Here is an 18,296-nt window from a genome sequence, read left to right on the forward strand (position 1 = left end):
CCCCTGGAATCGGTGCGTATAAACCGTTCATTGTACCGCTCGGATGCGCTGCGGTTCGTCAGCCAGTTCCTCGAGCAGGTTCTCGATGCGCTCAAAGGCTTCGGTCAGCTGTTCGGCCTCGGGCAACAGCGTGATTCGGAAGTGATTGCGTTGGGGAATGTTGAAGCTCGATCCGGGAACGACCAGAATGTGCTTGTGCTCGAGCAGTTCGGCGGCGAAGCGATGGTCGTCGAAGTCGCCGAAGACTTCGGTGCGCACCGACGGGAAGGCATACATGGCCCCCATCGGCTTGACCAGTTCGAGAAACCGGCTCTTGCTGCAGGCTTCGATCACCGCCTGGCGCGACTCGAACAGTCGGCCGTCGCGGCCGACCAGGTCGGCGATGGACTGATAGCCGCCGAGTGCGGTCTGTACCGCCCATTGGCCGGGTACGTTGGCCGACAGCCTCAGCGCAGCCAGTTTTTCCACCGCCAGCATGTAGTTCTCGGCGCGCTCCAGCGCGCCGGTGAATACCGCCCAGCCCACGCGCCAGCCGCAGGCCCGGTAAACCTTCGACAATCCGCCGAAGGACACGCACAGGGTCTCGGGCGCGAGCGGCGCCATCGGCACGAAGCGCGCGTCCTCGTAGCAGATGCTGTCGTAAATCTCGTCGGAGAAGATGATCAGGTCGTGGCGGGTGGCCAGGTCGGCGAGAGCCTGGAGTGACTCTTCCGGGTAGACGGCGCCGGTGGGATTGTTGGGATTGATCACCACGATGGCGCGCGTCTTGGGCGTGATTTGCCGTTCGATCTGCGCGATGTTCGGGATGAAGCCGTCGGCAGCCTGACACGGATAGTGCACGGCCCGGCCGCCATTGAGCATGACCGCGGCCGTCCACAGCGGGTAGTCCGGTGCGGGGACGAGCACCTCATCGCCGGGTTCGAGCAGTGAACGCAGGGTCAGGTCGACGAGTTCGGATACCCCGTTGCCGATGATGACCTGATCGTAGCGGGTGTCGGTCAGCCCGCGTGACTGGAACTGCATGGCCACCGCCTCGCGCGCCGGAAAGATGCCGGCCTGCGGTCCGTACCCTTCCGAGAAGGGCAGATTGCGGATGATCGCCCGGCGCATGGTTTCGGGTGTACGAAAACCGAAGGCGCCGGGGTTGCCGATGTTCAGATGCAGAATGTCGTTGCCGGCCTGCTCGAGCTCTCGCGCACGTCGGGCGAGGGCGCCGCGAATCTCGTAGCGCACCGCCTCGAGCCGGCCAGCGGTCTGGAAGGGCGGTTTCATACGGGCAATGATACCGTTTCGGTCATGCTGCAGAAATGAAGTTTCGTAGAGGCAGATCAGTTAATCTTCGGACCTGACCTTCGCCAATACCCCGAGGAACACCCACCGATGTCACGAGTTCTGCTGTTTGCCGTCCTGCTTGCGCCGCTGGCGCTCGCTCAGCCCGATACGCCCTATTTCGAGCCCACGCCTTCGCCGCTGGCCGGGCTGGACTATGCGCATTCGCTGTTTCCCGCTGCGGCTGATCACGATCCCGACCTGCCTCGTCCCCGCGCCGTGCTGGGCTTTGAGGTCGGGCAGCAGGTGGCGACTTCCGAACAGATTGTCGAATATGCCCGCCGGCTGGCCGGGGCATCGGATCGCGTCGAGCTGGTCGAATACGGCCGGACTTACGAGGGACGTCCGCTGGTCTATCTGGCGATCTCCTCGCCTGGCAATCTGGCCCGCAGCGACGAGATCAAGGCCGGCATGGCCCGCCTTGCCGACCCGCGCGAGCTGGCTTCTGGCGAGCGCGAAGACCTGATCGAGGAGTTGCCCGGCGTCGCCTGGATGGGCTATTCCATTCACGGCAACGAAAGTTCGGGGGCCGATGCCGCGCTGGCGGTGATGTATCACCTGGCTGCCGACCGTTCCGACGCGACGGCCGGTCTGCTCGAGGACTTGGTCGTCATCGTCGACCCGAACATGAATCCGGACGGGCGCATGCGCTTCGTCAACGGCGTCCATCAGGCCCGGGGTGAACATCCGAACGTGGACGATCAGTCGCTGGTCCATAGCGGCTATTGGCCCTACGGGCGCGGCAACCACTACCTGTTCGACCTCAACCGCGACTGGATCTATGCCCGCCATCCCGAAACCCGTGGCCGTATTCCTCACGTTATTGACTGGAAGCCGCTTTTGTTCGTCGACGCGCACGAGATGGGCTCGCAGGACACCTTCCTCTTATCGCCACCGCGCAAGCCGCACAATCCGCATTTGCCGCCTTACGGCCGCGACACCGCCCAGCAGTTTGCCGATGATCAGGCCCGCGCCTTCGACGAGTTCGGCTACCCCTACTATTCCGGCGAATGGAACGAGAACTGGTATCCGGGCTATTCCGACGCCTGGGCAGCGCTGCGCGGCGCCCAGGGAATTCTGTATGAACAGGCGCGCATCGCCGAAGACGGCGTGCAGCGGCCGACCCATCTGATCAGCTATCGCCAGGCCGTTCACCACCAGTTTCTGTCGACCTTCGCCAACCTGGAAACGCTGCGCGAGAACCGCCCTGCGATGCTGACGCAGTACGCCGACGATCGCGCCAATGTCGTTTCCTCGCGCGGTCCCTACGGCGAGCGGACTTTCGTCATCCTGCCGTCGGACAACGCGGGCCGGATGAACGATCTCCTCGATCTGTTGCGCATCCAGGAATTCGAGGTACACCGGCTGACCGAGTCGATGGAGGTCTCGCGGGCAACCGACCTGCTCGGCCGCGAGCGCCGCCGCTTTGATCTGCCGGCCGGCAGCCTGGTGATTCCCAATCGCCAGCCCGCGGCCCGGCTGGTCGCGGCGATGTTCGAATTCGACCCGCAGATCAGCGAAGAAGCGCTGGTCGCCGAGCGCGAGCGTATTCTCAAAGAGGGCGGCAGCACCCTCTACGACACCACTTCGTGGAATATCCCCATGATGTTCGGACTCGACGCGGTCACGGTGCCCGAGCACATCAGCGGCAATCTCGAACCGGTCGACTTTGCGTCGGCCGATTCGGCAAGGGCCGCCGAGTGGCCTGAAGACCGGATCGCGCTGGTTGCCAGCGGTGCCGACGACCGGGCGGTTGCCCTGGCCGGTCGTCTGCTCGAGCGCGGCGTGAACGTGCGCGCCAGCACGCGCGCCTCCGAACTCGACGGCATCGCCTTGCCGGTCGGCTCGATCGCCGTCACGCTGGATGACAATCGCGGCAATGAGGACTGGACCGAAGCGGTTCGAACCGTGGCCGACGAGCTCGGCCTGGCGGTGCAGTCTGTCGGTCACGGCCGGGCGCCGGGCGAGCTGGCCGATCTCGGCGGCGAATACTGGCAGGTGCTTACCGCACCGAAAGTCGCCCTGGTCGGCCGCGGCAGCACGAACATGTCCGATTTCGGCGCGGTCTGGTACGTGCTCGATCACCGGCTCGGTGTCCGTCACTCTCATATCGACGAGTCGCGCGCCAGCTGGGGCGATCTGCGCCGCTACAACGTGCTCTACCTGCCCGATCGCTGGGGCGGCGGCGATCTGCCGGAGGGTCTGAGGGCTTCGCTCGGGGAGTGGGTCAAGAACGGCGGCACGCTGGTCGCCACCGATACCGCGGCCCGGGCGCTGACCGGCGGCGACGAGCCGCTGGTTAAGCTGCGTACGCTTTCGCAGGTCATCGGGGAGGAGCTTTCCGCCTACCAGGATGCCCTCTACCGCGAATGGCAGGCAGCCAATCAGCCCCTGCCGGATGCCGTGTGGGGGCACGCCGCGCCCGATCAGGCCGACTATCCCTGGAACGGGCTGGACGAGTCGCTGCCGGATGCCGACGAGCGCAAGCGCCGCGATCAATGGCAGCGTCAGTTCATGCCCTCCGGCGCCATGGTGGCGACCCGCGTCGATACCGAGCACTGGCTGGCTGCGGGAACCGGCGAGTTCCTGACCGTACTGATGTCGCGCTCGCCCATCCTGATGAGCGAGGATCCGGACCAGACCCCCCTGCGCATCGGCGTGCATCAGTCCAGTGACGAGCGCGAACACCGCCTGATCAATTGGTCGCCGGTGCCGGCCGGGCAGGAGTTGATCGTACGCGCCGGCGGCCTTTTGTGGCCGGAGGCGCGCGAGCGCATCGCCAACGGCGCCTGGGTCGCACGCGAAACGGTGGGCCGCGGGCAGGTCATCCTGTTTGCCCATCCGCCGGCTTTCCGCGGTGCTCAGCTCGGCGCCATCCGCCTGCTGGAGAATGCGCTGATTCTGGGTCCGGGTCTGGGCACGAGCCAGCCCGTCGAACTGCCCTGAGCCGAGGCTTGCAGGCGCCCGCGTTGACCGACGCGGGCGGCCTGCCTATGCTGGTTGTCCTGTCAACCGGAGTGCGGTTATGAACCGATATTTTCGCGCCGGCCTGGCGCTGCTGGCCGGCATCGCCTGGCTGCTGCCCGCCCTGGCCGAGGAACCGGCCCTGCTGCCGGTTGAATTCGACGATGACGATGGCCGCATCCTGCTGCACGTTCGTGCACTCGACGAGCCGCTGATCTATCTCAACACCCTGGCGACCGGGCTGGGTACGCCCTCGCCACTGCTCGACCGCGGTGCGACCGGCGATAGCACTCTGGTGGTGTTCGAACGCCGTGGCAAGCAGGTGATGCTGGTGCGCGAGAACCCCGCGTATCGGGCGATTACCGACAATCCCGCCCTGGTCCGGTCGGTGCACGAGTCCTTCCCGCGTTCGGTGCTGGCCGCCATGCCGGTGGTCGAGACGCGTGACGAAGGTCTGCTCGTCGATGCCACGGATTTTCTGCTCTCCGACGTGCACGGCGTGGCGGCGCAATTGACGGCGGCGGAACTGGGCAAGGTCTCATTGGACCGGAAGCGCAGCTATGCGATGCCCGAGCGCAGCGGCGCGTTCGTGAACAACACGGAGGTTCGGGTGGCCCTGACCTTCGGCGTCGAGGAACCGGACCCGCGCCTGCATCGCCAGGCCGCCGATGCACGCTCGATCAGCTTCGAGCAGCAGCACAGTTTCCTGGCGCTGCCCGATGACGACTATTCCCCGCGTGACTATCATCCGCGCTCCGGGGTATTTCCGCAGGTGTTCTTCGATTTCGCCCAGCCGCTTGAGAGCGGCTACGAAAAACGCTGGATCTGGCGCTGGCGCCTCGAGCCGTCCGACCCGGAAGCCTATCTGGCCGGTGAGCTGGTCGAACCGGTCGAGCCGATCGTGTTCCATCTCGATCCCGCCATTCCCGAACCGTACCGCTCGGCCTTTCGCGAGGGCGGCAACTGGTGGGCCCAAGCCTTCGAGGCGGCCGGCTTTGCCAACGCCTTTGAAGTGCGCGACCTGCCCGAGGGTGCCGACCCCATGGACAGCCGCTACAACATGCTGGTGTGGGTCCACCGCAACGAGCGCGGTCCTTCGATCGGGCCCAACTACCGTGATCCGCGCAGCGGCGAGATCGTCACCGCCAAGACGCGCATGGATTCCTACCGCTCGCTGGTCAACCACGACCTCTGGATGGGATTCCGGCCGGCGCTGGGCGAGGGCTCCGATGCGATGTCGTCGGAAGAGATGGCCATGATGCGCCGCCGCCAGCATGCCGCCCACGAGATCGGGCATTCGCTCGGCATGGCGCACAACTTCATGGCGGCGACCCGCGACCGGGCCTCGGTCATGGACTACCCGGTGCCGCTGGTGCGCCTGGACGACGACGGTCGGCTTGATCTCTCGCAGGTCTATGCCGAGGGCATCGGCGAGTTCGACAAGTTGGCCATCCGTTACGCCTATACCTGGTATCCGGATGCAGAGTCCGAGCGCGAAGGTCTGGCCGCGATCCTCGAGGAGATGGCCGAGCGCGATCTCGAGTTCATCACCGGCGGCCATGCCAGTGAGGCCGGCAGCTACCCCGATGCCACGGTCTGGGTCGAGGGCGAGGACATGTTCTCAGCGCTCGAGCGCACTCGCGCGGTCCGCCGCGTGCTGATCGAACACTTCGACGAGCGCGCCCTGGGTCCCGACGAGCCTTACGTGGTGCTCAATCGGCGTTTTGCGCATGTTTACACGCACCATCGAACGGCCTTGATCGGCGTGATCAAGCACATCGGCGGGATGCGGTTTTCCTATGCACTCAAGCGCGACGGGTTGGAGCCGACGCAGCCGGTTCCCGCATCGGATCAGCAGCGGGCGCTCGATGCGGTCGTCAGCGCTCTCGATCCGGCCGAGTTGCACATTCCTGAGCGAATTGTCGATCTGATGGCGCCGGCACCGATGGGCTGGGATGCCGGCTGGCAGTGGTACGTCGACCCCGGCGCAATGGATTCGCCGGGTGGTCCGCGTTTCGATCCCGTACACGTTGCCCATCGCCTGGCCTTCGAGATCGCCAGCCGCTTGCTCGAGCCCTCGCGCATGGCGCGCGCCGCCAGCCTCAATGCCCGCGATGCCGAAGTGCCTGCGCCCCAAGCGATCATGACTCGCCTGGTCGAGGCGAGCTGGCAGCGTGAAGTGAAGGACGAAGGCCAGGAACTCGCCATCGCGCGCGTCGTCGAACGCAGTGTGCTCGATGCGCTGCTCGACCTGGCCGGCAATGGACAGGCCACGGCGCAGGTGCGTGCGGCAGCCCGGCTGCAGTTGGAGCGACTGGCCGATGACGTGGCGCCGCAGCGTCGTCAGCGCCTGAGCGCGGTCGAGGAGGCGCACCGACGCATGGCGCACGCCGACATCCAGCGTTTCCTGGATGGTCGCGACGAACCCGAGAACCGGCCGCGCCCGGAATTCATCTCACTGCCCTGGCCCTGAAACACGATCACGGAGCGACATGTTGCAAGTCAAAGGAGTCTATACCGCGCTGGTCACGCCTTTCGACCAGGCCGGCGAGGTCAACTACGAAGCGCTCGGCGAGATTCTGGAAAAGCAGATCGCCGCCGGTGTGTCTGGCGTGGTGCCAATGGGCACGACCGGTGAATCACCGACGATGTTCAACGCCGAGCATGACGGCGTCATCCGCTACACGGTCGAAAAGGTGGCCGGTCGGGTGCAGGTGTGGGCCGGCACGGGTTCAAACAATACTCAGCAGGCCATCCGCACCACGCGCGAGGCGCAGGAGGCCGGTGCCGACGGCGTGCTGGTCGTTACGCCCTACTACAACAAGCCGTCCCAGGCCGGCCTGCAGCGTTATTTCCGGGAGATTGCCGAATCCACCGAGTTGCCCATCATCGTCTACAACATCAAGGGGCGAACCGCGGTCAATGTCGAGACCGAAACCCTGGCCGAAATCGCGAAGATTCCCAATGTCATCGCGGTCAAGGAAGCCTCGGGAGACATCGGCCAGATGGCTGATGTGATCGATCGCATCTGTCAGCGTCATGATGAGCCGTTCTGGGTGGTCTCCGGCGACGACGCGCTGACCTTGCCCTTGATGAGTATCGGCGGCCACGGCGTGATCTCGGTGGTTTCCAACCTGGTGCCTGAACGCATGGTCGCGCTGGTTGACGCTGCGGCAAAAGGCGACTTTGAAACCGCCCGTGCCATCCATTTCGAGCTGCTTCCGCTGTTCAAGGCAGCCTTTATCGAGACCAACCCGGTGCCGATCAAGGCGGCAATGAATCTCTGCGGAATCGATGTGGGCAGCGTGCGCAGCCCGCTGGCGCCGCTGACCGATGCCAGTCGGGAGCGGCTGGTCGCGACACTGGAGGCGATGGGGATGATCGACTGAAGGGGAGTATCGTTGAGGTAACGCAGACCACGAAAAAGGCCGCCCGCAGGCGGCCTTTTCGAATCTTGGTCATTCGATCAATGGTGATCGTTGCCGTGCCCCGGTACCCAGGTCACGTACGTGATATGCATGGTGCCGTCGGGGTCGATGCGCACGAAAGTTTCGAGGTTGCCGCGGCGCCCGATTGAGGCACCCCAGCCGATATCGCCGTTGTTGCCGGTATCCGACTTGTTGCAGCCCTTGCCCGGGGGTGCGTTGCAGCCGTTGCCACCGCCGTCACCGCCATCATCGCCGCCGCCATCGGTCGTGGCGTAGGAGTTGTAGGAATCCGTGTGGCTGTACATCGTATCGAGCTGTTCGAAGTCATGAGCATTCGCATACTCATAAGGCGGATCCTGGTAGTCCATGCAGGAGAAGAGCGATTCGTTGTCGAAGTCCTCGTCCTGGTGGCCCAGGCCGATGTTGTGGCCCAGTTCCTGGCAGGTCACGCTCAGCTTCCAGTCCGGCGAATCGTAGTAGGCTTGGTCAAAGTAGGTGTCGTTGAGCTTGGTGTAGCCCGTGGAAATATGCCCGTTGTTATCCAGCGAGATACCAGCGATGCCCAGCCAGCCGGTGTTGCCGTAGTCCAGGTTGCAGATGCGTACCGTGCCGTCCCCGCCATTGCATTTGCGACGAGTTTGCCTGTTGGTGTCGCCGGTGACGTCCTCGACGAAATTGAGGTTGCTGGACGATGACCAGTCCGCGACCGCATCGGCGACGTAGCCGTCCCAATCCGACGTCGTCGAGTTGATCAGTACCAGGTCGAATGAACTGGTGGTGCGAGCCCAGTGATAGTCACTCCAGGAATGTTCCGCGACAGCGGCCGTTGACAAGCATGCGGCGGCAATCACCGCAAAGAGTTTTGTTTTCATGTTGATCTCCCTCTAACTAGAGATGAATGTGACTGAATCCGCGGGACGTCCGAGTTCGACTGGACGCGCCGACGAAACGGCGGGAGAGGGAGTGGCCGCCCAAACAGGAGGATGGCCACAGCCAGTCCCCCCACGGGCGCCTTGCGAGTATAGGTCTGCTTGTTTCCCACATTCAAGCGTGCGGGGAATGCATCTATTCGACGTCTTCGCCCTTGTCGACTTGCCGGGTTGCCGAGATCCGGAAGCGAACCAGCACTTCGTCGGAGACGCGCAGGGCGCCACCGGCGGCCGAATAGGGGGTCAGGCCGAAGTCGCTCTGGCGGATGACGAAGCGGCCGGTGGCGGTCAGTCGGTCTCCGGTCATTGCCAGGGCAACCGGGACGGTCAGTTTTCGCGTCTCGCCGGCCAGGGTAACCAGCGCCTCGATGTCCGGCTGCCAGCGTGGGCCGGTAATACCGATCGATTCGATCCGGATTTCGGGATGATCCTCGGCATCGAGAAGTTCGGACGAGAGCATATTGCGGCGGGTACCGGCGATGTCGGATTCCTCGACGTCCGGTTCGAACCCCTCGGCCTGTAGCCACTCGGCCTCATCGACCTGCAGGTCCCTGACATCGATGGTCAGTCTGAGTGCTGAGTCGCGAAATGGATTGGCCAGCAGCACTTCACCGTTGATCGCGCTGCCGCCGATGACGTGCGGATGGCCAAGGCGGGCCATCGGCCCTTCGGCCCGAACGATCAGGCGCAGTCGAGAAGACTCCTCGTCGACGACAAAGTGTTGCCCGTCCGGCCATTCCGGTGCGGATTCCTGTGTTGGGCGTGCCGGGCTGATGCCATCCGGCGCCGGCGGCATGGACTGGCAACCGGCCAGCGCCAGCAGCAGGAGCGCTGATGACAGGATCTTCCTGCCGGCGCTATAGTCTCGTAACGGAAGTTCAGACGAGTTGTGCATGGGTCTACCGCTTCGCAATACTGAACGGTCCTACGGACTGGTCAGCCAGGTATTTCACTGGCTGGTCGTGGTGCTGGTTATCATCCAGTATATCTGGGCCTGGCGCATCGATGAAATCGACGGCTTGCGCGCCCGGCTGGAGCTGGTGACCCAGCACAAGACCTTCGGTATGACCATCCTGTCCCTGGCGGTGCTTCGGCTGCTATGGCGGCTATTCAATCGGCCGCCACCGCTGCCCGCCCGGCTGCCACGCTGGGAACAAATGGCGGCCCATGGCAGTCACTGGTTACTGTATGGCCTGATATTAGCCATTCCGCTTTCGGGCTGGGCTTATTCCTCGGCGGCCGGATTCGGCGACTACTGGTGGGGTCCGGTCGATTTTCCCAGCATCGTGGCAAAAAGCGAGGCATTGGAAGATTTGTTCGGGGAAGTCCACGAGTGGCTGACGACCGCGCTGGCGGTGGTTGCCATTGGCCATGCGCTCGCCGCGCTGCGTCACCACATCTGGCTCAAGAACGACGTACTCAAAAGGATGTTGCCGCTATGGCGAAGGGATTGAAACTTGCATTTCTGGCGCTGCTGATCCTGCCGGGCCTGGGCCTGGCCGATTGCTTCCGGGCGAACCAGGACGACGGTGAGTTGAAGTTCATCGGTGAGGCGGAAGGCAGCACTTTCACCGGCAGCTTTGGTGAGTTCGAGGTCTCGCTGTGTATGGTCGAGCGCGATCTGGCGACCGCCGGTATCGAAGTCATCGTTCAGACGGCCTCGGCCGATACCGGAAATGACGACCGCGATGGCGAAATGTTGGGCGAGAATTTCTTCGATGTCGAGGCGTATCCCGAAGCAACCTGGAAAAGCGGCGAGATACGTGCCGAGGATGCCGGCTACATCGCCGAAGGTAAGCTGACACTGCGTGGTGTCACAGCCGATCAAACGGTTCGACTGAACCTGTCGGACGGCAAGCCGCCGGTGCTGACTGGCAGCGCCGAGATCATGCGCCTGGACTGGAACGTCGGCACCGGCGACGAGGATCTCGAGGACACCGATTTCATTCGCAATCGGGTCGATCTCGAGTTCGAACTCCAGCTCAAGCCTTACTCAAGCAGGTAGAAAGCAGGGCATGTTGAGTCCTGGAAACCGCAGATTTCGCAGATGAACGCGGATTTTCAGTATTCCAATCACTAATCTGCGTTCATCTGCGTAATCTGCGGTTTCAAAAAACACGCCGTGCACTAATGCCCCATTAGTCGTCCGCGACGCCCAATCGCTTGTGCATGATCGGTGAGGTCGTCGTGTACTGCACGAACTGGCGCTGCTCAGGATAGACGTACTTCTGCACGCCGAAAGCCGCCAGGGCAGCTTCGTGAAAGCCCGACAGGATGAACTTCTTCTTGCCCGGGTAGGTGTTGACGTCGCCAATGGCGAATACGCCCTCGACCGAGGTCTGGAACTTCTCGGTGTCGACCGGAATCTGCTTTTTTTCCAGGTCAAGGCCCCATTCGGCGATCGGCCCCAGGTCGGGTGCCAGGCCCCAGAACACCAGAACCTCGTCGCCATCGACACTGAATTTATTGCGCTCGAGGTCCATCATGTCGAAGCGGATGCCGCCATCGTCCGTGCTCTCCGCTCGGGTGATGATGCCCTGGCGCTCGCGCACCTTGCCCTCGGCGGCGAGCGCGCGTACTTTCTCGGCCGAGGCGGCCGCGCCGCGGTACTCGTTGCGGCGGTGAATCAATTCCACGGATTCGGCGATTTCGGCCAGGTCCATGGTCCAGTCCAGTGCCGAGTCGCCGCCGCCGAGAATCAGCAGGCGTTTGCCGCGAAATCGCTCGCGTTCGGTCACCCGGTAGTGAATTCGCCCGGCATCGAGCTCGTCGGTGCCCTTGGCCTTGAGCTTGCGCGGCTGGAAAGCGCCCAGCCCGGCGGCGATGATGACAGCGCCGGCATCGAATTCGGTGCCGGCGGACGTGACGACCGTAAACCGTCCGTCATCACGCCTTTCAAACTTCTCCACGCGCTGCCCGAGATGGATGCCGGCATGGAAAGGCTCGATCTGCTCTATCAGTTTATCAACCAGCTCCTGGGCACCGATCACCGGCCAGGCGGGGATGTCGTAAATGGGCTTTTCGGGGTAAAGCTCGGCGCACTGGCCGCCGACCTGCGGTAAGGAGTCGATCAGCTCGGCCTTCAGGCCCAGCAGGCCGAGTTCAAAGACCTGGAACAGGCCGACGGGGCCGGCGCCGACGATGACCGCATCGGTCTGGATGGACATGGGTGTCTCCGGAGACTTTGGGGTGGATTCATGCACGTGCTGCCTTATGATAACCGGGAGTCCGTGTTGGCTGGTTCGCTGGTTGGCTTGTCAGCTAGTTGAAACCACAACCAGCCAACCCGCAAACAATCGAACCAGCCAACCTTATGCCAGAGCAACGCGACATCCAACTCCACCCCGAGTGGCTCGAAGTCCTGGGCGGTGAATTCGACCGCGACTACATGCAACGCCTGCGTGCTTTCCTGTTGGCGCGCAAGCAGGCCGGGGCGACCGTGTACCCGCCCGGGCCGCAGATCTTCAACGCACTGGATTCCACGCCGCTGTCGAGCGTGAAGGCTGTCATCCTCGGCCAGGACCCCTACCACGGCCCGGGCCAGGCACACGGGCTGTGCTTTTCGGTTCAGAAAGGGGTCAGGCCACCGCCGTCGCTGGTCAATATCTTCAAGGAAATCGAGTCCGACCTGGGTTTGCCGGTACCGCCGCATGGCTGCCTGCAGGCCTGGGCCGACCGGGGGGTACTGCTGCTCAATGCCGTACTCACGGTCGAGCGCGGCAACGCCGGGGCGCATCAGGGCAAGGGCTGGGAACAGTTCACCGATGCCGTCGTTCAGGCCGTCAACGCGCGCTGCGAGAACGTCGTCTTCCTGCTCTGGGGCAGCCACGCCCAGAAAAAGGGCGCCGGCATCGACCGCAATCGCCATCTCGTGCTCAAGGCCCCGCACCCTTCGCCCTTGTCGGCCCACCGCGGCTTCTTTGGTTGCCGGCATTTCTCGAAGGCCAACGAGTGGCTTCGGAGTCGGGGAGTGGAGCCGATCGACTGGCAGCTTTAGGCGTGTTTGCGGGTGGTATGCCTCACGCCAAGGCGCCAAGGTGCGAAGGTCGCCAAGAAAAACAGGTGGTTCAATCGGCTGGTGGCGGAAGTACGAACTGAAGGGTCGTGGCTAGTTAGATTCTTTTTCAAACTTGGCGTGAGGCAGAAGGAATCTGATTCCACGTTCACTAACTAAGCTTTCTCCTCGAAGCGGAACGCAGCCCCAGATAGATGCCGACCAGGGCCAGGGCGATGCCGGTCAGCTGCCAGGCGTCCAGCCTGAGGCCGAAGATGAGGTAGTCCCACAGCACCGAGGAGGCCGGCTGGATGAGCAGCAGCAGCCCGACGATGCCGGCCGGGAGGAAGGGCATGCCGCGCGTGATCGACAGCCAGCCCAGCACCTGGCAGACCACGCCCAGGCCGACCAGCGAGGCCAGTGCCTGCCAGGTCGGAATGTCGAATGAATTGCCCTCGAACAGATTGGCCAGCCCCAGGATCAGGCCACAGAACAGGGTCGACTGCAGCAGGCGCGCCTCGGGCCGGATATGGCCGTGGCGAATCTGGAAGCCCCTGAGACTGAGCAGGTAGAGCGCATAGGCCAGGGCGGTGAGCAGGCCGAGGATCACGCCCATGCGATAGTCCGGCGGCAGGTTGGCCCAGTCGCGGCCGAAAAGCAGCCACAGGCCGCCCATGGCCAGCCCCAGGCCCGAGGCGAAGCGCCAGCCGACGCGCTCGCGCAGCCAGAGCACGCCGATGGCGGTCAGCAGAAACACCTGGAAATTGGCCAGCAGGGTCGAAAGTCCCGGGCCGATGTATTCGATGGCGCGGTGCCAGAACCAGATATCAGCAGCGAAGAAGGCGCCGATCAGCAAGGAGCCCGACCAGTTGTCGCGCCATCCGACGCGCATTTCCGGGCGCAGGGCCAGCAGGACGGCGAAGGCGAGCACACCGAAGACCATTCGGTAGAAACCCGACGTGGTCGGCGGCATGCCGCTCAAGCGCGCGAAGATGGCCGCGAAGCTGAGCATGATGGCACCCGCCAGTACCAGCAGGGCGGCCTTGAGCGGCGAGGGCGCGTTCATCGGGCGCTGCGGGCGAGTTTCGGGCTGTCGCGGTCGAGGCCGCAGGCGTGTTCGACGAATGCTTCCCGCAGCGGCCAGAGTCGGCCGGCCACCGAAAAGCCCACGCCGGCCAGGGCACGCCCCGGACCGGCGCGGGTGAACTCGTTGATGGCGTGAATGCCGCCGGCCACCAGGCTGCCGCCGCTCATGCGCCAGCGATCATAGTGCCGGAGAATGCGTGCCGGATCGTCATCGCCGGTCCAGTCGGCCAGCACCTCGGCCAGGGCGGCGGCGTCCATCAGGCCGAGATTGAGGCCCTGGCCGGCCAGGGGATGGACATTGCGGGCGGCATCGCCTAACAGGACGAGGCGACCCGAGACCAGCCTCTTCGCCTGCCGTCGGATCAGGGGAAAGCCATAGCGACGTGTTGCTGAAGTGGCCTCACCGAAGGGGCTGTCCAGACAGCAGTTGAGTTCGGCCAGGAATGCGGCCTCGTCGAGGGCTGTCAGCTCGGCCACGCGCCGTTCGGGTTGCGACCACACGATCGAGGAGCGGCCGTCGGCCAGGGGCAGCAGGGCGAGCGGGCCGTGCTCGGTGAAACGCTGCCAGGCGATGCCGTCGTTGGGCCGCTCGGTGGCGACGTGGCAGACCAGCGCCTGCTGGTTGTAGTGCCACATTTCCGTTTCGATGCCGGCCATCTGCCGAAGCCGGCTGCGGGCGCCGTCGGCGGCGACCAGCAATCGGGCACGCAGGGTCTTGCCGTCGTCGCGTTCAATGCGGACGTGATCTTCGCGCTGGCTGAAGTCTTTCACGCCGGCGGGCGCGATCAGCTCGACGCCGTCGACTCCGGCCAGTGCCTGCCAGGCGCAGGCCTGCAGCCAGGGCACTTCGACGATCCAGCCCAGTTGCGCCAGGCCGTGCTCGGAGGCCCGAAAGACGATTTCGCCGCCATCGGCGTGAACCTGCATACGATCGTAGGGACCCAGGCGTTCGGCCGGGAGGCGTTCCCAGGCGCCGGCGGCATCCAGCGCCGCGGCTGAACCGGGTGCGATGGCGACCACGCGCGGGTCGAAGTCCGAGCTGGGGTCGAGATCCTTCGGCCGCTGGCGATCGATCAATGCGACGCGATGCCCCGACTGTGCCAGCAGGGCGGCTGCCGTGGCACCGGCAACCCCGCCGCCGGCGATGACGATGTCGTGGTCGATTCTCATCGAACGCGCTCCACCGCCAGCGAACTGACCGGCTCGCGAAAGCCCATGGCCGCACGAACCAGGCGTCGCGACAGCGCGGGTATAGCGGCGTGGGCGAACAGGCCCAGACCGGTGCCCAGGCGGATGATCGAGGCGGGGTTGGAAAAAGCCCGCGCCAGGGTGTCGGTGTAACGCACGGTTGCCGCTTGATCGGATTGACGGTCGGCGTACCAGGCCGACAGCACGTTGTGGTGACCGGGGTCGTCGGCCTGCCCGGCATGATCGATCAGGGCGGCGACATCGCGCAGGCCCAGGTTGAAGCCCTGGGCCGAGACCGGGTGAATCGTATTGGCGGCATTGCCGACCAGGGCCACGCGCCGGCCCAGCGGACGGGGCGTGCGGGTGAGCGCCAGCGGGTAACTCACGCGCTTGCCGGGCGAAGCGAAACCGCCGGGTGTGTGGCCGCTACGCAACTCGAGCTTCTCGAGCAGTGCCCCGTTGTCCAGCGCCAGTGCGGAATCAATCTGCTCGCTGGTATCGATCCAGACCACGCCCAGACGGTCCTGTGGCTGGGGCAGTAAGGCTAGCGGGCCGGTCGTCGTGAAACGCTCCCAGGCGGTATCGGCCGCCCGGTCGGGGCAGCTGACGTTGAAAATCATGGCCGACTGGCCGTAGTCGTGGTGTTGACTCTCGATGCCGGCCAGGCGGCGGACCGTGGAGTTGGTGCCGTCCGAGCCGACCAGCAACCGCCCCCGGAGCCGTTTGCCGCTGTCGAGTTGGATATCGATCTGTTCGTCACCGGCGGTAATGCGCGCCAATCGCTCGGGGCAGAACGACTCGATGCCGTCGAGGGTCTCGAGCCGTCGTAGCATGGCGGCGCCCAGCTCGCGCGCGACCACCACGGCGCCGAAGCGGTCGCAGCCGTGCTCCTCGGCCCTGAGCGACAGGTGCCCGGGCGCGCCGGCGCGGCTGATTTCGATGCGCTTGAGCGGGCAGGCCGTGAGGCTTTCGTCGAGGATGCCGAGGTTGGACAGAATATTGAGTGAGGCGGCGTTGATCACCAGGGTGCGGTCGTCAAAGCTCGGTCGTGCGTCGGTTTTCGGCGCGAAAGCCTCGATCAGTGCGATGCGCCGGCCGGCCTGGGCCAGCCCGATCGCCAGGGCCGATCCGGCCAGCCCCCCGCCAACGATAACGACGTCGAAGTCGGTCATGACCGCATGAGCGCCTCGATTTCGTCCGGGTCGGTGGGCACGCCCGAGGTCAGGTTTTCCGGCTCGTCGTCGGTCACTCGAATATCGTCTTCGATGCGGATGCCGATATTGCGGAAATACTCGGGAATGTCTTCGCCGGCGTCGACATAGAGCCCCGGCTCGACGGTCGTGACCATGTTCTTCTCGAGCACACGCGACTGCTCGTCGATGCGGTAGTCGCCCACATCGTGCACGTCCAGGCCCAGCCAGTGGCCGGTCTTGTGCATGTAGAAGCGGCGAAAGTGTTCCTGTGACAGGTTTTCGTCCAGGCTTCCCTGAAGCAATCCCAGGTCGATCAGGCCTTGGGTCAATGCCTCCACGGCAGCCTCGTGAAAGGCCTCGAAGGGCTTGCCCGGTCGGACCTGGTCGATGGCTGCGTGCTGGGCGGCGAGTACGACCTCGTAGAGATCACGCTGTGGGCCCGAAAATCGTCCGTTAACGGGGAAAGTGCGCGAAATATCGGCGGCGTAGCCCTGGAATTCGCAGCCGGCGTCGATCAAAAGCAGGCCGTCGTCGGGCAGCGGCTGGTCGTTGGCGATGTAGTGCAGTACGCAGGCGTTCGCACCGCCGGCGACGATCGGCAGGTAGGCAGGCGGGCAGCCATTGCGAGTGTATTCATGGAAAAGCTCGGCCGTGATCACGGCCTCGTTGGTACCGGGTCCGGCGGCCTGCATGGCCCGCCTCATGGCTGCGGCCGAGACTTTCGCGGCCCGGCGCATGGCGCGAATCTCGTCGCGCGACTTGACCAGGCGCTGCTCGTGCAACAGCGGTTCGAGCGAGACGATTTCGCCCGGACCGTGGCTGTCGCGGCTTTCAGCGCGCAGGCGATTGCGCCAGTCGATGATGCGCCGATCGAGTTGCGCGTCCTTGCCCACCAGATGGTAAATGTGCCGGCAGCGCTCCATCAGGCCTGGCAGGATCTCGTCGAGATCGCCGATCGGGAACGCATCGTCCATGCCGAGCTGGTTGATCGCGCCTTCCAGACCCAGGCGCGGACCATCCCAGCGCTCGCGATCGGGGTCGCGTTCGCGCAGGAACAGGATCTGCTCGCCACTATCTCGGCCACGCCGCAGCGCCAGCACGGCCTCGGGCTCGGACAAGCCGGTCAGATAGAGGAAGTCGCTGTCCTGGCGGTAGGGATAGTGGCTGTCGCCGTTGCGCAGTTTCTCCGGCGCGGCGGCCAGAACGATCAGGCTTTCATCGCCGGCTTCGGTCATCAGGCGCTGCCGTCGCCGGGCGAATTCATCCGGGCTGATCATCGGCGCTGTCGTGCTCAGGGTCGGGTGGTGCCGGCCAGGGATTCCTCGCGCAGCATCAGGACGGCCACGCGCACGAATTCGACCAGTTCGATGTAGGCCCCTTCCTCGGCCTCCTGGTCCGATTCAGAATCGGTGGCAGCCCGGGCGATTTGTTCGAGCATGCGCAGGGCATCAGAGGCCTCCTCGGAGCGGATGGTCGGCGAAGCGGCACCGAATCCGGTCAGAAATCCCGAGCACCAGTGGGCCAGGCAGCGTGTGCGCTCTTCCAGTGGCCGGTCCTCGGTCGGCAGCAGCAGGCGGAAATCCATGTCGGCCGAGGACAGTTCGTTGCGCAACACGCCCAGGGCCGGACCGAGCTGATCCAGAATCCGTTCAGACGTCCAGTCACCGACCTGCAGGGCGGCGAGGTGGGTCGCCAGTTCCCGGTCCTCCTGTCCGGGTCGGGCGCAGAGCAGGCCGGTAACCACCGCGTGCGTTTCGGCGACTGTCTCCGGGGTGTTGTCGGCGGCCAGAGCCAGCAGCCAGGCCAGCTTGGATTCCTGTTCGGTCGTCATGCAGTTTCCTGCGCTTTTCCAAGCTGCTCAGTTTATCACCGGGACGCCCCTCAACGAGGGTAGTTGTTAAGTGGCTTGTCAGGTTCTATGATTAAGCCCTTGTAAATACTCAAATCGGGGACATCATGGACTCGCTGGAGCAGACAACCCGCAGCCTTGACCGGCTCGAGCAGCGCGTCAAGGAGCTGTTCGACCGCGTCGAACGGCTCGAGGACGAGAACAATTCCCTGCGCGCGCGGCAGGAATCATTGGTCGCCGAGCGGGCGACGCTGGTGCAGCGCAACGAGGAGGCCCGGACACGGGTCGAGGCCATGATCGAGCGCCTCAAGGCGCTGGAGAACGCAGGATAGCCCC

At 64.5% G+C, this 18,296-nt stretch carries 16 protein-coding genes; 7 read left to right on the plus strand and 9 right to left on the minus strand.

All coding sequences use genetic code 11. The features are described from left to right. Positions 1–27 precede the first annotated feature (27 nt). The gene (locus tag G4Y73_RS03525) at positions 28–1,272 is read right to left on the minus strand and encodes an aminotransferase class I/II-fold pyridoxal phosphate-dependent enzyme (protein WP_164229450.1); all 1,245 of its coding nucleotides are present in this window, start codon (positions 1,270–1,272) and stop codon (positions 28–30) included. 108 nt (positions 1,273–1,380) lie between these two features. Between G4Y73_RS03525 and G4Y73_RS03530 the strand changes: the two genes are divergently transcribed. The 3 genes from G4Y73_RS03530 to dapA all read left to right on the plus strand — a co-directional run bounded on the left by G4Y73_RS03530 (position 1,381) and on the right by dapA (position 7,682). Further along, positions 1,381–4,275, plus strand: a complete 2,895-nt coding sequence (locus G4Y73_RS03530; protein ID WP_164229462.1) for a M14 family metallopeptidase — start codon at positions 1,381–1,383, stop codon at positions 4,273–4,275. 79 nt (positions 4,276–4,354) lie between these two features. After that, positions 4,355–6,766, plus strand: coding sequence for a zinc-dependent metalloprotease (locus G4Y73_RS03535; protein ID WP_164229473.1), 2,412 nt, complete (start codon positions 4,355–4,357; stop codon positions 6,764–6,766). A 19-nt stretch (positions 6,767–6,785) separates the two neighbouring features. Further along, positions 6,786–7,682 (plus strand): 4-hydroxy-tetrahydrodipicolinate synthase, encoded by an 897-nt coding sequence (gene dapA, locus G4Y73_RS03540; protein ID WP_164229476.1) that lies wholly within the window; start codon positions 6,786–6,788, stop codon positions 7,680–7,682. A gap of 77 nt (positions 7,683–7,759) precedes the next feature. On the opposite strand, the gene G4Y73_RS03545 is transcribed toward dapA, so the two are convergent. Then, on the minus strand, positions 7,760–8,593 hold the full coding sequence (locus G4Y73_RS03545; protein ID WP_164229478.1) for a hypothetical protein: 834 nt from the start codon (positions 8,591–8,593) through the stop codon (positions 7,760–7,762). A 193-nt stretch (positions 8,594–8,786) separates the two neighbouring features. Beyond that, positions 8,787–9,545, minus strand: a complete 759-nt coding sequence (locus G4Y73_RS03550) for a YceI family protein (protein ID WP_164229481.1) — start codon at positions 9,543–9,545, stop codon at positions 8,787–8,789. Here G4Y73_RS03550 and G4Y73_RS03555 point away from each other — a divergent pair. Together G4Y73_RS03555 and G4Y73_RS03560 are read left to right on the plus strand one after the other, a co-directional pair. Beyond that, a complete protein-coding gene (locus G4Y73_RS03555; RefSeq protein ID WP_164229482.1) occupies positions 9,544–10,104 on the plus strand; it encodes a cytochrome b in 561 nt (186 codons plus the stop codon). The two genes, G4Y73_RS03550 and G4Y73_RS03555, sit on opposite strands and share 2 nt — an antisense overlap. Next, entirely contained in the window at positions 10,101–10,655 is a 555-nt protein-coding gene (locus G4Y73_RS03560) for a YceI family protein (protein ID WP_164229484.1), read from the plus strand. The genes G4Y73_RS03555 and G4Y73_RS03560 overlap by 4 nt, the downstream gene beginning before the upstream one ends. A gap of 133 nt (positions 10,656–10,788) precedes the next feature. Here G4Y73_RS03560 and G4Y73_RS03565 read toward each other — a convergent pair whose 3' ends face one another. Continuing rightward, positions 10,789–11,817 (minus strand): NAD(P)/FAD-dependent oxidoreductase, encoded by a 1,029-nt coding sequence (locus G4Y73_RS03565; protein WP_164229486.1) that lies wholly within the window; start codon positions 11,815–11,817, stop codon positions 10,789–10,791. 146 nt (positions 11,818–11,963) lie between these two features. On the opposite strand from G4Y73_RS03565, the gene ung reads away from it, so the two are divergent. Then, positions 11,964–12,647, plus strand: a complete 684-nt coding sequence (ung, locus tag G4Y73_RS03570) for a uracil-DNA glycosylase (protein WP_164229488.1) — start codon at positions 11,964–11,966, stop codon at positions 12,645–12,647. Positions 12,648–12,816: 169 nt separating this feature from the next. Here the strand turns inward: ung and G4Y73_RS03575 are convergent, their stop codons facing one another. The 5 genes from G4Y73_RS03575 to G4Y73_RS03595 are packed head-to-tail and all read right to left on the minus strand — an operon-like array spanning position 12,817 to position 17,942. Then, positions 12,817–13,710 carry a DMT family transporter gene (locus G4Y73_RS03575; protein ID WP_164229490.1) on the minus strand — a complete coding sequence of 298 codons (894 nt, stop codon included), beginning with the start codon at positions 13,708–13,710 and terminating at the stop codon, positions 12,817–12,819. After that, positions 13,707–14,900 carry an FAD-dependent monooxygenase gene (locus G4Y73_RS03580; protein ID WP_164229492.1) on the minus strand — a complete coding sequence of 398 codons (1,194 nt, stop codon included), beginning with the start codon at positions 14,898–14,900 and terminating at the stop codon, positions 13,707–13,709. The genes G4Y73_RS03575 and G4Y73_RS03580 overlap by 4 nt, the downstream gene beginning before the upstream one ends. After that, positions 14,897–16,090: an FAD-dependent monooxygenase gene (locus G4Y73_RS03585; RefSeq protein ID WP_164229494.1), complete on the minus strand. Its 1,194-nt coding sequence runs from the start codon at positions 16,088–16,090 to the stop codon at positions 14,897–14,899. The genes G4Y73_RS03580 and G4Y73_RS03585 overlap by 4 nt, the downstream gene beginning before the upstream one ends. After that, positions 16,087–17,388, minus strand: a complete 1,302-nt coding sequence (locus G4Y73_RS03590; protein WP_164229496.1) for an aminopeptidase P N-terminal domain-containing protein — start codon at positions 17,386–17,388, stop codon at positions 16,087–16,089. The genes G4Y73_RS03585 and G4Y73_RS03590 overlap by 4 nt, the downstream gene beginning before the upstream one ends. 14 nt (positions 17,389–17,402) lie before the next feature. After that, positions 17,403–17,942: a UPF0149 family protein gene (locus G4Y73_RS03595; RefSeq protein ID WP_164229498.1), complete on the minus strand. Its 540-nt coding sequence runs from the start codon at positions 17,940–17,942 to the stop codon at positions 17,403–17,405. A 125-nt stretch (positions 17,943–18,067) separates the two neighbouring features. Here G4Y73_RS03595 and G4Y73_RS03600 point away from each other — a divergent pair, with 125 nt between their 5' ends. After that, positions 18,068–18,292: a TIGR02449 family protein gene (locus G4Y73_RS03600; RefSeq protein ID WP_164229501.1), complete on the plus strand. Its 225-nt coding sequence runs from the start codon at positions 18,068–18,070 to the stop codon at positions 18,290–18,292. Positions 18,293–18,296 lie beyond the last annotated feature (4 nt).

Source organism: Wenzhouxiangella sp. XN201 (assembly GCF_011008905.1).
In the GTDB taxonomy this organism is placed as follows: domain Bacteria; phylum Pseudomonadota; class Gammaproteobacteria; order Xanthomonadales; family Wenzhouxiangellaceae; genus Wenzhouxiangella.

Coding starts and splice junctions, on each gene's coding strand:
- G4Y73_RS03525 (WP_164229450.1), bottom strand. CDS start 1,272: ATGAAACCGCCCTTCCAGACCGCTGGCCGGCTCGAGGCGGTGCGCTAC.
- G4Y73_RS03530 (WP_164229462.1), top strand. CDS start 1,381: ATGTCACGAGTTCTGCTGTTTGCCGTCCTGCTTGCGCCGCTGGCGCTC.
- G4Y73_RS03535 (WP_164229473.1), top strand. CDS start 4,355: ATGAACCGATATTTTCGCGCCGGCCTGGCGCTGCTGGCCGGCATCGCC.
- dapA (WP_164229476.1), top strand. CDS start 6,786: ATGTTGCAAGTCAAAGGAGTCTATACCGCGCTGGTCACGCCTTTCGAC.
- G4Y73_RS03545 (WP_164229478.1), bottom strand. CDS start 8,593: ATGAAAACAAAACTCTTTGCGGTGATTGCCGCCGCATGCTTGTCAACG.
- G4Y73_RS03555 (WP_164229482.1), top strand. CDS start 9,544: ATGGGTCTACCGCTTCGCAATACTGAACGGTCCTACGGACTGGTCAGC.
- G4Y73_RS03550 (WP_164229481.1), bottom strand. CDS start 9,545: ATGCACAACTCGTCTGAACTTCCGTTACGAGACTATAGCGCCGGCAGG.
- G4Y73_RS03565 (WP_164229486.1), bottom strand. CDS start 11,817: ATGTCCATCCAGACCGATGCGGTCATCGTCGGCGCCGGCCCCGTCGGC.
- ung (WP_164229488.1), top strand. CDS start 11,964: ATGCCAGAGCAACGCGACATCCAACTCCACCCCGAGTGGCTCGAAGTC.
- G4Y73_RS03575 (WP_164229490.1), bottom strand. CDS start 13,710: ATGAACGCGCCCTCGCCGCTCAAGGCCGCCCTGCTGGTACTGGCGGGT.
- G4Y73_RS03580 (WP_164229492.1), bottom strand. CDS start 14,900: ATGAGAATCGACCACGACATCGTCATCGCCGGCGGCGGGGTTGCCGGT.
- G4Y73_RS03585 (WP_164229494.1), bottom strand. CDS start 16,090: ATGACCGACTTCGACGTCGTTATCGTTGGCGGGGGGCTGGCCGGATCG.
- G4Y73_RS03590 (WP_164229496.1), bottom strand. CDS start 17,388: ATGATCAGCCCGGATGAATTCGCCCGGCGACGGCAGCGCCTGATGACC.
- G4Y73_RS03595 (WP_164229498.1), bottom strand. CDS start 17,942: ATGACGACCGAACAGGAATCCAAGCTGGCCTGGCTGCTGGCTCTGGCC.
- G4Y73_RS03600 (WP_164229501.1), top strand. CDS start 18,068: ATGGACTCGCTGGAGCAGACAACCCGCAGCCTTGACCGGCTCGAGCAG.